Source organism: Nocardia flavorosea NBRC 108225, assembly GCF_001613385.1.
GTDB classification, from domain to species: Bacteria; Actinomycetota; Actinomycetes; order Mycobacteriales; family Mycobacteriaceae; genus Nocardia; species Nocardia flavorosea.
In genome coordinates this window covers 130,697-142,984 of sequence record NZ_BDCG01000012.1, presented here as the reverse complement: position 1 = coordinate 142,984, position 12,288 = coordinate 130,697, and the positions used below count along the sequence as shown (strand labels likewise).

The window sequence follows — 12,288 nt, the reverse complement described above, 5'->3', positions numbered from 1 at the left end:
TGTGCCGGATCAGTCGTAGCCGCTTACGCGCCTGTTCGGCCGAGGTAGTGCCGGAACGAGCTAGGCGTGGCGGTCGTGCCTTCCGTCGACGATCACACCGGCGGACGCCTCGAACGGTTTCACGATGCTGGTGAAGTCGGAGTCCGGGCCTTCGGACTCGGTGGTCGCCTCCCAGCTCCGGGCGACCGTTTCGGCGAGTTCGGTCGGAGTGCCGAGCTTCGCGGCCTCCTCCAGGTAGAGCCGGACGTCTTTGGTCATCAGTCCCGTGGCGAAGCCGAAGTCGAAGGTGCGGGGCAGGACCGAGCGCGGGAACTTGTCGCGGCTGGCATGGGTCGCGCCCGAACCGGCGTTGAGTACATCGATCATGACGCTGGGGTCCAGGCCGGCCTTCACGCCCATGACCATCACTTCGGCTGTGACGGCCAGGGTGGCGGCGGCCATCAGATTGTTGATCAACTTCATCGTCTGGCCGGCACCGGGCTCGGTGGCCACGAGATACGGCCGGCCCAGCGTCTCGAGAAGTGGCGTGGCGGCGGCATATTCGTCCGCCGGCCCGGACGCCATGAGGGCAAGGGTGCCGTGACGAGCCCCCGCGACACCGCCGCTCACGGGACAGTCGAGCATGGCGATACCGCGATCGGCCAGCAGTGTCGACAGCTGCCGGGCGGTGTGCGGGCCGATGGTGGAGAGTTCGACGACCCGGCGGACCCGGGAACCGTGGATGATGCCCTCGCCGCCGGTGGCGACTTCGAGGGCTGCCTGTGGTGTCGGCAGGCTGGTCAGCACCGTCTCGGCGCGGTCGGCCACGTCCGCGGGGGAGGTCGCGGCGGCGGCGCCGAGCGCGACCGCGCGGTCGATCGACTCGGCGCGGGCGTCGAACACTACGAGCCGGTGACCGGTTTCCCGCAGCCGGGCGGCCATCGGGAACCCCATATTGCCCAAACCGATCAAGCCGATGTCCACGGTGCCCACTAGTCGTTGTCCGTCTCGGCGAATACTTCCCGGGCGATCCGGAAACCGTCGACGGCAGCCGGTACACCGGCGTACACGGCGACCTGCAGCAGTACCTCACGGATTTCGTCGCGGGTCACGCCGTTGTTGAGGGCTGCCTGGACGTGGGTGCGCAACTCGTGCGGCCGGTTGAGTACCGAGAGCATGGCGAGGTTGAGCATGGAACGCGTTTTCGGCGACAGTCCATCGCGCCCCCATACCGCTCCCCAGCAATACTCGGTGACGAGGTCCTGTAGCGGCTGGGTGAAATCGTCGCCGGCGGCGTTGCGGACGTAGTCCGCGCCGAGCACCTGGGTACGGATCCGGCGACCCTTGTCGTAGGTGTCCTGGTTCATGGATGGTTTCCTGCCTGTAGTGGGTGGTCCCGGGCCGGGGCCTAGTTCCACGCCTCGTCGCCGGCGAGGGTCGTGCGGTGCATGGTCCGCTCTGAGGACGGATCGTAGGGCAGGGCCCGATGCAGCATGCCGGTGTTGTCCCAGATCACCAGGTCGCCGGCCGACCATTCGTGGGTGTAGCGGAAACGCTGCTGGGTGGACCACTCCAGGAGTTCGTCGAGGAGTTCGCGGCTACGATCCGGCGCCATACCGACGATATGGTCCGCGGTGGCGCCGATGACCAACGACCGCCGGCCGTCCCGGCGTCGCCACACCAGCGCGCTCTCGTGGGTGGGGATCCGGCGCCACTGCGCGAGTTGCTGTTCGGTGGGGTCGGGGTGCACCGCACGCTGCGCCGCCTCGAGACTGTGCACCACCCGCAGGCCCGCGCAACGTTTGCGTTCGCTCTCGGGCAGGTTCTCGTAGGCGGCGTAGGTGCTGGCGAATTCGGTACCGCCGCCGACCATTGCGACGTGCCGTGCGGTGAGCATGGTGGCCTTCGCGGGTATGCGGTTCGTGGTGTCGTCGATATGCCAGCAGAAGGTTCCCTTGAGATACTCGGCGGTGGGATTCTTGGCGGGATCCAGCGAAACGGTGAAGATCTCCCGGCCGCCGGGCGCCAGCACGGTCCCCAGTTTGCGGCTCAGTTCGAGCTGAGCCGAGTCGTCGAGATGGGCACCGCGAATCAGCAGCACCCCGCGCCACTTGACCGCCTCCCGGATCCGGGCGACGGTGGCATCGGACAGCAGATCGCCGGTATCGATCAGTTCGGCTCCCAGCTCGGGGCTCAAGGCTACGGTTTCTGTCATCGGGACATCTCCTGACACTGTTGTGCGCCGTGCTGCGGGCACGCGGCGGGTGGGTGGGCCGGATCGGCGGGCGCGTGACGCGCGTTCACAGCTTCACCACAACGGTTTTGGTGGCCGTGACCGCGTCGAGGGCCGCAACGCCCTTCTCTCTGCCGTACCCGGATCTGCGGAATCCGCCGAACGGCAATTCGACACCGCCGCCGGCGCCGTAGGTGTTGACGTAGACCTGTCCGGCGACGATCTCGGCCGCCAGGCGGTGCGCGCGGGAGAGGTCGCGGGTCCACAGTGCGGCGAGCAGGGCGTACTCGGTGCCGTTGGCCAGGGCGAGTGCTTGGTCGTCGTCGGCGAATGTGTTGACCGTGAGCACCGGTCCGAAGATTTCCTCCTGCGCGATGGCGGCCGCCGGATCGACACCGTCGATGAGTGTCGGTGGGAAGTAGCAGCCTTCGGTCAGCTCATTGCCGGTGGGAACGGCGCCACCGCACAGTATTTCGCCCCGGGTGAGCCCGTTCACCATTCCGGCGACCCGGGTCTGCTGCTTACGGGAGATCAGCGGTCCCAGGCCCGGGTCGTCGCAGCCGGGACCCATGGTGACCCCGGCGAACCGCTGGAGCACTTTGTCCACCAGTGCGTCGTGGACCGATTCCTGCACGAGTAGCCGTGAACCCGCCGAACAGGTCTGTCCGGCGTTCTGCAGTATCGCCTTGGCGACGAATTCCGCCGCGGTATCCAGATCGGCGTCCGCGAAGACGATCTGCGGGGATTTGCCGCCCAATTCCAGAACGGCCGGTATGACACGCTGTGCCGCGGCGGCGGCTACTTCCGAGCCGATACGGGTGGATCCCACGAAGCCGAGGGAGTCGACGCCGGGGTGGGCAGTCAGCGCGGCACCGGCCTCGGCGCCGAACCCGGTGACGACGTTGAATACGCCGTCCGGCAGGCCGGAATCCACGGCGATCCGGGCGAGAGCCACTGCCGTACGGGGTGTTTCGTCGGCGGGTTTGGCCACGACGCCGTTACCGGCGGCGATCGCGGGTGCCACCGCGCGGGCGACGAGCTGGATCGGATAATTCCACGCCACGATATGCCCGGTGACTCCCAGCGGTTCGCGGCGGGTGTAGATGTGCAGATCGCTGCTCAGCGGGATGATCTGCCCGTAATAGGTGTCGATTGCGTGCGCATAGAAGCGGAAGTACCGCGCCGCGACGGTGACGTCCGCGCGGGCTTGGCTCGCGGGTTTACCGGTGTCCTCGCATTCGTACCGCGCGAGCTCCGCATGATGGGTATCGATCGCGGTGGCGATCCGTTCCAGCACGGCAGATCTGTGTTCCGGGGTGGTGGTTCGCCACTGGCGTTGCGCGCGGCGGGCGGCCCCGACCGCCCGGTCCACCTCGTCCGGCCCGCCGCGTGCCACCGTCCCCAATGAGCGAGACGTCGAGGGGTCGATGTTCTCGTACACCTCGGCGGACGGCACGGCCGCACCGTCGATGAACGATTCGGTAGCAGACATGGGATTCACCTCGCGACTCTGCGCTGCGGCCAAGAGATCTGCGCGGCCGTAACCGTGCCGAGGCCTACGCTATAAGTATCCTTGGTCGTATATTTATGTCAAGTGATGCGATGACGTTCGATGAGCTGGCGGGCGATGACGGTGCGCTGAACCTCGTTGGTTCCTTCTCCGACGATCATCAGCGGTGCGTCGCGGAAGTACCGCTCCACGTCGAATTCCGTGGAATAGCCGTATCCGCCGTGGATGCGCACCGCGTTCAGTGCGATCTTCATCGCGGTCTCGGACGCGAACAGCTTGGCCATCCCGGCCTCCATATCGGCGCGGGCGCCGGCGTCGTAGCAGCGCGCGGCATGGTGCACCAGCTGGCGGGCGGCCGTCAGCTCGGTGGCCATATCGGCCAGATAGTTGCCGATCGACTGATGCTTCCAGATGGGGGTGCCGAATGTCTCGCGTTCCTGCGCGTACCTGATCGAATCCGTCAATGCCGCGCGGCCCACCCCGAGGGCCCGGGAGGCGACCTGGATCCGCCCGATCTCGAGACCTCGCATCATCTGCCCGAATCCTCGGCCCTCGATGCCCCCGAGTAGCGCCCCGGCGGGCACCCGGAAATCGTCGAAGGCGAGTTCGCAGCTTTCCACGCCCTTGTATCCGAGCTTGGGAAGATCCCGGGACACCACAAACCCCGGCCCGGGTTCCGCCAGTAGCACGCTGATACCGCGGTGTGCCGGGACCGCCGCCGGATCCGTTTTGCACAGCAAGGCCACCAGGCCGGATCTGCGTGCATTGCTGATCCAGGTTTTCGAACCGTTCACGACATAGGTGTCACCCTCGCGGCGGGCCACGGTGCGTAGGGCCTGCAGATCCGAGCCGCCGCCCGGCTCCGTCAATGCCATCGTCGCGCGTAGTTCACCGGTCGCCAGCCGGGGCAGATAGCGATCCCGTTGCTCGGCGGTTCCGTAGTCCAGCAGCAGTTTTGCTACGACCGTATGGCCTCCCATCGCCCCTGCCAGGCTCATCCAGCCGCGGGAAAGTTCCTCGGTGACCAGCGAATAGCATGTCGTGGAGACCTTGCCGTCGCCCCACGGCGGCGGGATCGCCACACCGTATATCCCGATCCGCTTCATCTGCTCGATCAATCGGTCCGGATAGATATCGGCGTGTTCGAGCCGGTGCACCACCGGCTCGACCTCGCTGTCAACGAAATCCCGTACTACGGCGACGAACTCGGCCTCGTCCTCATCGATCCCGTGGTTGTTCACGGTCGTCCTCGTCACCCGGCCGGCCAACCGGTGCGGGACAGGTCGCGGCTGTGTGGCGTGCGGCGGGTGGCGATGCCGGTGTGGAAATCCTCGGTGGCTGCCACCACCTCGTCCTCGCCGCGGACAACCCGAAGAGCCTGTCGTTTGAAAGCGCGGGCGGCGTGACTGAGCCGATGGGTGGTGGATTCGGTTCGGCCCCCGGCGTAGGGCCGTCCCCAGATCGAGACCTCGATCGACCCGTGGTCCAGGTATGCCTGAACACGTCTGCGCAGCCGGTGCTCGGTGGCCGTCAGTGTTGCCGAGATCGCCACTGCGTGCGGTTGTGGTCCCCGGTGTCGACGGGTGAGTACGGAGTCCAGATCGAGTGCGTGCGCCCCCAGGATCCGGGCCGGCCGTGGGTTGCCGAGGTCGCCGGCGACCACCGTGACCTCCCACCCGGCCATCGAGAGATCGAATATCCGCCCGCCCGCGGCGCTCACCGCATCATCCATGCTCGTCCCGAGTACCACCAGTCGTGGGCGCAGCGTCTGGTGGGCCGGGCCGTGGATGTGGGCGAGGCCGGCAACCTGCGCTACGTGATCCTGCGGCGGTGGGAGCGTCGAGGCGGATGGAGTCATGAGTTCTCCCTCGTTGTGGAGCGTCCGGAATGGCGGGCGCTGGAGAGCCGGCTCCGCTATAAGTATCCGGTGTCGTGTATTTGTAGCATAGAGCCCGGACGGCGAGGAAGTGGTTGTTTTCGGGCGACGCGTCAGCGCGGCGTTGCGCCACGGAGGAACAGCCGGACGGCATGCCGGAGATGGCGTTGCTCTTGTTGCTTCGAACGGAACAGGCCGAAATCGGCCATTCTGCCGGGAATCAGTTCCACCATCGCAAGGAAATGTTCGGCGGCGATCTCGATATCCTCGACATCGACAGTGCCCTCGGCGGCGCCCCGGCGCAGTACGCGTACGACCGCCCGTTGTCGCCCCGACCACATCATCGAGTCCGTGCTGACCGCGAATTCCGGAAACCTGGCCGACTCGTTCATCGCGATCCGCATCAGCCGGACATTCTCCGGGTCGACTGCGCGGTCCAGGGCTACCCGGCCGATCTCGAGCAGCGCTGTCTCCAGATCCTTGTCGTCGACAGCGGGATCGTCCCCCGGGGAGACGTACTTCGACAGTGCCCACGGAATGACATCGGCGAACACGGCGCGTTTGTCCGGATACCGTGCGTACAGTGAACGTTTCGTGGTCCCGGCCCTCCGGGCGATGGCCTCCATCGTCGCGCCGTCGTAGCCGGACTCCAGGAATGTGGCGACCGCGGCCTCGCGGACTGCCTGGTTCAGCTTCTTGGCCTCGGCCTGTGTGGGGCGGCCGCGTCTCGTCTCCACCATATGGGCAGCCTATCGTCCGGCGGGGATATAATATCCGCAATAGTATACTTATTTGCGAGGCCGTTCCGCTCCGCCGGTGCGGTATGTCTTCCCGCCACCACCTGGATCGGAGTGCCGATGACGATTCCGCCCACGACCGACAGCACGGGGCCCGGTGCGCGCCCCACCGCCGAGGAGATCGTTTCCGGATCGGACCTGACCGGCCGCACCTGTGTGATCACCGGAGCCTCCGCCGGCCTCGGCCGGGAATCTGCTCGCGCCCTCGCCGGTGCCGGTGCCCACGTCGTCCTGACCGCCCGGCGTGATGATGCCCTCGAGACGGCCGCTTCCGAGATACGCCGGGAGATGCCCTCGGCGCGCCTGTCGACCGTCGTCCTGGATCTGGCGTCGCTGGACGCGATCCGAGGCGCCGTCGCACGCATTACCGAACTCGCACCGGTAATTCATGTACTCATGAACAACGCCGGGGTGATGTTCACGCCGTTCGCCCGTACCGCCGACGGGTTCGAAATGCAGATCGGCACCAACCATCTGGGCCACTTCGAACTCACCCGTCTGCTTCTCGACCGGCTGCGCGCGGCCGAGGGGGCCAGGATCGTCAACCTCGCCTCGGAGGGGTATCGGATCGCCGACGTCGATCTCGCCGATTCGCAATGGGAGAATCGGGACTACGACAAGTTCCTGGCCTACGGTGCCTCCAAGACCGCCAACATCCTGCACGCCGTCGAGCTCGACCGGCGGCTGCGCGATGACGGAATCCGAGTCTGTGCGGTGCATCCCGGCCGGGTCGCCACCCGGCTGGCCCGTCATATGACCCGTGCGGATATTGCGTCGGTGCCCGTCGCCCGGGCCGAAGCGCCCGGCCGGCCCCGCCCCGACCACGGTGTTCGTACACCGCAGGAAGGCGCCGCGACCCAGGTGTGGGCGGCAGTGCATCCGGGGCTGCTCGATCTCGACGGCGTGTACTTCGCGGACTGCGCCGCCCAGCCCGATATCGCGGACTATGCGGTGGACGCCGATCGGGCCGCGCAGTTGTGGGAGCTCTCCGAACGGCTGTGCCGGTAGGGTTCAGCGCGGCCGCAGGCCGTCGAGTAGCAGACGTACCATGAACAGAACGCGTTGCTCGAGCTGTCCCGTACTCGGTGCGCGACCCGCCTCGATACTGCGGACCTGGGTGCCGACGACCATACTCATGAACGCGCGCGCGGCGAGATCGGTATCGGTGGTGGAGATCTGTCCGGCGGCCGCCGCGCGGTCCAGTACCTCGGCGACGAATGCGACGACCGGGCCGGTGTTCAAGGTAGTGCTGAGAGTGAAGATCTCGGGGAAGCGTACGTTTTCCAGAGCGAGGATCCGGTGCAGCCGACGCCCGTTGGGGGTCATGGCCTGATCGATGCGGAGTCGTGCGACCGCCTCCAGCGTCTCGGCCAGATCGCCGTTGTCCAGGCTCTCCAGGACCTCTCGCGGTACGGCCTGGGCGTCGATCGCGCGCCGGACGGCGGCGAGGAACAAAGCGGCCTTGTCGGTGTAGCGGGCGTAGACGGTGCGCTTGGCCATATGGACCCGGGCGGCGATCAGCTCGATCGTGGTCTGCTCATAGCCCCGTTCGAGGAACAGGTCCAGTGCGGTGTCCAGTAGTTCCAGCTGTCGCGCACGGGCTTGTTCCTGTGTCGGACGTCCGGCTCCCCGCGGCCGATCGCGCCCTCCGCTCGTCGTCTCCACGGATGTCAGTTCATCGCATTCGGTCCATGGGTGTCGAGCGGGGTGCTAGATTAATGACACCTGGCAGGTGCTATTAATCGCGGGGGGCGTGATTCTCGAAGGGTGGCCCATGATTCCGGCCATAGAACAACTGACCGAGCTTGCCGATGATCCGAACCGGTTCGATCACTCCGCCGCCGAGTTGTACGACGTGCAGATCGCGGCACTGAACGAGCGATTCCAGGCGCGGCGAGAACGGATCGGACTGCTGAAGCGCCGCGCGGACGAGGCGGGTATCACCGCGGTCGGCCGGTTCGAAGATGCAGTCGCGCTGCTATTTCCGCATTCGGTATACAAGAGCTACCCGGAGCGGTTCTTGACCGAGCACCGATGGGACCGGCTCGGTACCTGGCTGGGCACACTCTCCTCGCACCCGATCACCATGACCGAGGCGGCGGATATCCCCGGCATCGATCAATGGATCGAGCGGCTGCGCACGGCGGGCCACTATGTGTCCTGTTCGAGCGGGACAACCGGGAAACCCGCCATGCTGCTCGCCTCGGAGGCCGATATGGCCTGGTCACGCCGTGACACCGTGAATCTCTTCGCCTGGGGCTCCGGTGTGGCACCGGCCCGGGACAGGCGGATGATGGGGATCGGCCTGACAGCCTCGGTGCCCAAGAACATCGTCATCGGCAAGGCGCAGCAAGCGGCGTACGGCGATCCGGAGAAGGAAGTTTTCCGCTTGCCGGTATCGCCTCTCACGGTCGAGGCGATGACCGGTCAGGTGCGGTTACGCCGGAAGATCACCGATGGCACCGCGTCGCCGGCGGAGCTGGCCGCGTATGAGCGGACGTCGGCGCAGCGCCAGGCCGAACTCGACCGGGCGCTGATCGCGGGCGCCGACGCGATGATCGAACACCGCACGGAAAAGCTCTATATCTCGGGTATGTGGAGCACCCTGTACCAGGTCGCGGCGCTGGTCCGGGAACGCGGTTTCGGGTCCGCCGATTTCCATCCCGACAACTGTATCTACGTGGGCGGCGGCCTCAAACGGGCCCAACTCCCCGCCGACTACCGGCAATTCGTGTACGAAACATTCAACATTCCGCCCGGCCGGGAGTTCCAGAACTACTCCATGCAGGAGCTCAATTCCGGAATGCCGAAATGCCAGGGGGGCAATCGCTACCACGTTCCGCCCTGGGTGGTGCCCTTCGTGCTCGACGACGCGGGCGAAACTCTGTTGTCCCGCGGCGCGGGCGCGGTGGAAGGGCGAGCCGCCTTCTTCGACCTTTCACTCGACGGACGCTGGGGCGGAATCATCACCGGAGACCGGATCGTCCTCGACTACCGGCCGTGCGCCTGCGGCAACAGGGGGCCGTCTATCGCCGACTCCATCGTCCGCTACGCCGATATGGCCGGTGACGACAAGATCGCGTGCGCCGGTACCGCCGACGCGTATGTACGGGGGCTCGCATGACCGCCACCGAATCGCAGCAGACCGCCGGCGCGGTGCTGTCCGCACCGTTCTTCTTCCGGGGCGAGGTGGTAGAAGGTACCGCCGCCGTACACCGGTCACGGGATCTGGGCGTATCCTTCGCGACGCCCGACATCGATCTGGATCGCGTGGTCGCTCCCCGCACCGAGGTTCCACCGCTGCTCGACGTACCGCTCGACGAGATCGTCGACTTCTTGGTGGAGGCCGGACGGCGGATCCGCGACCCGCGCAATCCCTTCATCGGCGAATGTATCGACCGCATGTCGGCTACACACACCTTGCCTCGTGCACTGCTCGAAGCGCAGGTGGCAGGCGCTGCGGCCTACCTGGACAAGCAGATACTGCATGCGGTCGTCGAGCAGAATTTTCCCGATCCGAAAGCGCTGGACGGATGGATCGCCAAACAGGACTTCCAGGGTCGTAAGAGCTTCGTGCGGGCCTTCGCGCCCCGGTTGATCCACGTACTACCCGGGAATTCGCCCGGACAGGCGGTGAAATCCATCGCCCAGGGTGCACTCGTGAAAGCGATCAACCTGTTCAAGATGTCGTCCAGTGATCCGTTCACCACTCCCGCGATCTTGCGAACCATGGCCGATATCGATCCCGGGCACCCGGTGGTGCGGTCGATGTCGGCCGTCTACTGGCGGGGCGGGGACGCGGCCGTCGAGCGGGTGCTCTTCCGTCCGCAGTATTTCGACAAGATCGTTGCGTGGGGCGGCGGCGATGCCATCGACAATGTCGTCAAATATCTCGGCCCGGGATTGCAGCTGGTGTCGTTCGACCCGAAAACATCGATATCGATGGTCGGCCGGCAGGCCTTCGGGACCGCGGCGACACTCGAGCACGCCGCCGGGCTCGCCGCCGATGACGTCATGGTGCTGAACCAGGACGCTTGTGTCGCGAGCCGGTTCGTCTTCCTGGAGGCGAACGAGCAGGACGCGGACCGGTTCTGCGACCGGCTGTACCGGCGGATCGCCGAACGCGCGACCGCATCCGGTGGTAACCGGCCGTTGGGTGCGGAGCTGAAAGAGGAGATCCGCACCCTCGCGCTGCTCGACGACGAGTTCCGGGTATGGGGCGCAACGGACGGTACGGGCGTGGTGATCCGCTCCGGCGCCCCGGTCGATTTCCATCCGGTCGGCAAAACCGTCAACGTGGTCGCGGTGGAATCGCTCGACGCCGCGATCCGCTATGTCACCGTTGCGACCCAGACCGTCGGCTTCTTTCCCTTCGACCGGATGCCGGATTTCCGCGATCGGCTCGCAGCCGGGGGTGCGCAGCGCATCGTTCGTCTCGGGGAGGCGGGACCCAGCACGATCGGCAACCCGCACGATGCCATGTACCCACTGCACCGCTTCGTTCATTGGATGGTTCACGAGGACGGGACGGTCGCCACACCGGGATTCGCGGGACGGCTCGACGAATAAAGCGAAAGCGCCTCCACGGACAAGAATGTGATTCTACTCTATGGTAGAGCCACATTTCGCGCTCGCGGCCGGGCCGGCCCCGCCCGGCTTCCGAGGACCCTTTTTCCCGGCAACCGCCGCGGTATGCACCGGCGCGCTCGTGCGGGCCGCCGGCACGTGACCCGGTGGCGGAGCCGGAGTCCGTGGTTAGGAGCTGGAGCAGTGCGCCCACCGACCATCTATGATGTCGCGGCGGCGGCGGAGGTTTCGCCCTCGACGGTATCGCGTGCGTTCTCCCGGCCGGGACGCGTCAGCGCCGAGACCGCATCGCGTATCCACAGGATCGCCGCAGAGCTGGGGTACCGGGCGAACGCCCTCACCGGGGTATCGGCGAGAGAGCGGACGTCCGCGGTGGCCATGGTGGTGCCCGACGTCACGAATCCGGTCTACTTCGGTCTCATCCACGGTTTCGAGGCCGCCGCGACGAAGGCTGGATACACGGTGGTCCTGGCGGATACGCGATGGTCGATGCGGCAGGAACGAACGGTGCTGGACCGCATCCTGCCCGCCGTCGACGGCCTGGTGGTCACCGGTTCGCGGCTGTCGGATCGCGGCATGCGGGCGGCCGCGGGTCACCGTGCCCTGGTGATGCTCAATCGAATCGTGCCCGGGACGCGCACCGTACTGGTCGATACCGCGGCGGGGGTCGATGCGGCCCTGCGGCATCTGGTCGGGCTCGGCCACCGTTCGGTGACCTACGTCGCCGGCCCGCCGGCGTCCTGGGCCGACGGTATGCGGTGGCGTTCGCTGCTCGATGCGGCTCCGCGTTTCGGGCTCAGGATCAGCCGGATCGGGCCGTACCCGCCGACCATGGCCGGCGGCACCGCGGCCGTCGACGGGCTACTCCGCGACCTGCCCTCCGCTGTACTGGTATTCAACGATCTCGTGGCGATCGGAATTCTGCACGGTGCGAAGCAAGCCGGTATAGGAGTGCCGGACGAGATGAGCGTCGTCGGATTCGGGAATGTGGTCGGGGCCGATTTCTGCACGCCACCGCTGACCACGGTCGGGACACCGATGCGCGCGATGGGTACCGCCGCCTTCGAGCAACTACAGCGCGCGATGAGCGGCGATCCGATGGATACCCATGCGGTCGTCTCGCTGACCGCTCGACTGATGGTGCGGGGGTCGACCGGAGCCGCCAGGAGACGCCGGACACGGCCGGCGGTAGACGGGATCCGGCCGGCCGGGCCGCCGCGTGGGTCGAGGACGATGGCAGCCGAATCGTCGTAGCGCCCGAGGAATCCAGCTCGGCCATAATCCGATCCGACACCAGAGATTACTT

The 12,288-nt window shown here is 66.7% G+C and carries 12 protein-coding genes; 4 read left to right on the top strand and 8 right to left on the bottom strand.

What is annotated here, in order from left to right:
- Positions 1-60: 60 nt before the first annotated feature.
- From NFL01S_RS13635 to NFL01S_RS13605, 7 genes are all read right to left on the bottom strand, one after another.
- Positions 61-963, bottom strand: coding sequence for an NAD(P)-dependent oxidoreductase (locus NFL01S_RS13635; RefSeq protein WP_062975843.1), 903 nt, complete (start codon positions 961-963; stop codon positions 61-63).
- 8 nt (positions 964-971) lie between these two features.
- On the bottom strand, positions 972-1,346 hold the full coding sequence (locus NFL01S_RS13630; protein ID WP_062975096.1) for a carboxymuconolactone decarboxylase family protein: 375 nt from the start codon (positions 1,344-1,346) through the stop codon (positions 972-974).
- Between the two features lie 41 nt (positions 1,347-1,387).
- Positions 1,388-2,194, bottom strand: coding sequence for a TauD/TfdA dioxygenase family protein (locus tag NFL01S_RS13625; RefSeq protein WP_062975094.1), 807 nt, complete (start codon positions 2,192-2,194; stop codon positions 1,388-1,390).
- Positions 2,195-2,279: 85 nt separating this feature from the next.
- On the bottom strand, positions 2,280-3,704 hold the full coding sequence (locus NFL01S_RS13620) for an aldehyde dehydrogenase family protein (RefSeq protein WP_062975092.1): 1,425 nt from the start codon (positions 3,702-3,704) through the stop codon (positions 2,280-2,282).
- 98 nt (positions 3,705-3,802) lie between these two features.
- Complete coding sequence (locus NFL01S_RS13615) at positions 3,803-4,978, bottom strand: acyl-CoA dehydrogenase family protein (RefSeq protein WP_245670677.1); 1,176 nt, start codon at positions 4,976-4,978, stop codon at positions 3,803-3,805.
- Positions 4,975-5,580 carry a hypothetical protein gene (locus tag NFL01S_RS13610; RefSeq protein ID WP_062975090.1) on the bottom strand — a complete coding sequence of 202 codons (606 nt, stop codon included), beginning with the start codon at positions 5,578-5,580 and terminating at the stop codon, positions 4,975-4,977. Before NFL01S_RS13610 ends, NFL01S_RS13615 begins: the two co-directional genes overlap by 4 nt.
- Before the next feature lie 131 nt (positions 5,581-5,711).
- Positions 5,712-6,338, bottom strand: coding sequence for a TetR/AcrR family transcriptional regulator (locus NFL01S_RS13605; protein ID WP_062975088.1), 627 nt, complete (start codon positions 6,336-6,338; stop codon positions 5,712-5,714).
- A gap of 117 nt (positions 6,339-6,455) precedes the next feature.
- On the opposite strand from NFL01S_RS13605, the gene NFL01S_RS13600 reads away from it, so the two are divergent.
- Positions 6,456-7,403 (top strand): SDR family NAD(P)-dependent oxidoreductase, encoded by a 948-nt coding sequence (locus tag NFL01S_RS13600; protein WP_062975086.1) that lies wholly within the window; start codon positions 6,456-6,458, stop codon positions 7,401-7,403.
- Positions 7,404-7,406: 3 nt separating this feature from the next.
- On the opposite strand, the gene NFL01S_RS13595 is transcribed toward NFL01S_RS13600, so the two are convergent.
- Positions 7,407-8,060 carry a TetR/AcrR family transcriptional regulator gene (locus NFL01S_RS13595; RefSeq protein WP_062975084.1) on the bottom strand — a complete coding sequence of 218 codons (654 nt, stop codon included), beginning with the start codon at positions 8,058-8,060 and terminating at the stop codon, positions 7,407-7,409.
- A 109-nt stretch (positions 8,061-8,169) separates the two neighbouring features.
- On the opposite strand from NFL01S_RS13595, the gene NFL01S_RS13590 reads away from it, so the two are divergent.
- The 3 genes from NFL01S_RS13590 to NFL01S_RS13580 all read left to right on the top strand — a co-directional run bounded on the left by NFL01S_RS13590 (position 8,170) and on the right by NFL01S_RS13580 (position 12,236).
- Positions 8,170-9,519, top strand: coding sequence for a hypothetical protein (locus NFL01S_RS13590; RefSeq protein ID WP_062975081.1), 1,350 nt, complete (start codon positions 8,170-8,172; stop codon positions 9,517-9,519).
- Positions 9,516-10,964 carry an acyl-CoA reductase gene (locus tag NFL01S_RS13585; RefSeq protein ID WP_062975079.1) on the top strand — a complete coding sequence of 483 codons (1,449 nt, stop codon included), beginning with the start codon at positions 9,516-9,518 and terminating at the stop codon, positions 10,962-10,964. Before NFL01S_RS13590 ends, NFL01S_RS13585 begins: the two co-directional genes overlap by 4 nt.
- 201 nt (positions 10,965-11,165) lie before the next feature.
- The gene (locus NFL01S_RS13580; protein ID WP_063915938.1) at positions 11,166-12,236 is read left to right on the top strand and encodes a LacI family DNA-binding transcriptional regulator; all 1,071 of its coding nucleotides are present in this window, start codon (positions 11,166-11,168) and stop codon (positions 12,234-12,236) included.
- Positions 12,237-12,288 lie beyond the last annotated feature (52 nt).

What these genes read in the sequence shown, in the direction of transcription:
- NFL01S_RS13600 (WP_062975086.1), top strand. Translation starts at nt 6,456, where the DNA reads ATGACGATTCCGCCCACGACCGACAGCACGGGGCCCGGTGCGCGCCCC.
- NFL01S_RS13605 (WP_062975088.1), bottom strand. Translation starts at nt 6,338, where the DNA reads ATGGTGGAGACGAGACGCGGCCGCCCCACACAGGCCGAGGCCAAGAAG.
- NFL01S_RS13625 (WP_062975094.1), bottom strand. Translation starts at nt 2,194, where the DNA reads ATGACAGAAACCGTAGCCTTGAGCCCCGAGCTGGGAGCCGAACTGATC.
- NFL01S_RS13620 (WP_062975092.1), bottom strand. Translation starts at nt 3,704, where the DNA reads ATGTCTGCTACCGAATCGTTCATCGACGGTGCGGCCGTGCCGTCCGCC.
- NFL01S_RS13630 (WP_062975096.1), bottom strand. Translation starts at nt 1,346, where the DNA reads ATGAACCAGGACACCTACGACAAGGGTCGCCGGATCCGTACCCAGGTG.
- NFL01S_RS13585 (WP_062975079.1), top strand. Translation starts at nt 9,516, where the DNA reads ATGACCGCCACCGAATCGCAGCAGACCGCCGGCGCGGTGCTGTCCGCA.
- NFL01S_RS13590 (WP_062975081.1), top strand. Translation starts at nt 8,170, where the DNA reads ATGATTCCGGCCATAGAACAACTGACCGAGCTTGCCGATGATCCGAAC.
- NFL01S_RS13610 (WP_062975090.1), bottom strand. Translation starts at nt 5,580, where the DNA reads ATGACTCCATCCGCCTCGACGCTCCCACCGCCGCAGGATCACGTAGCG.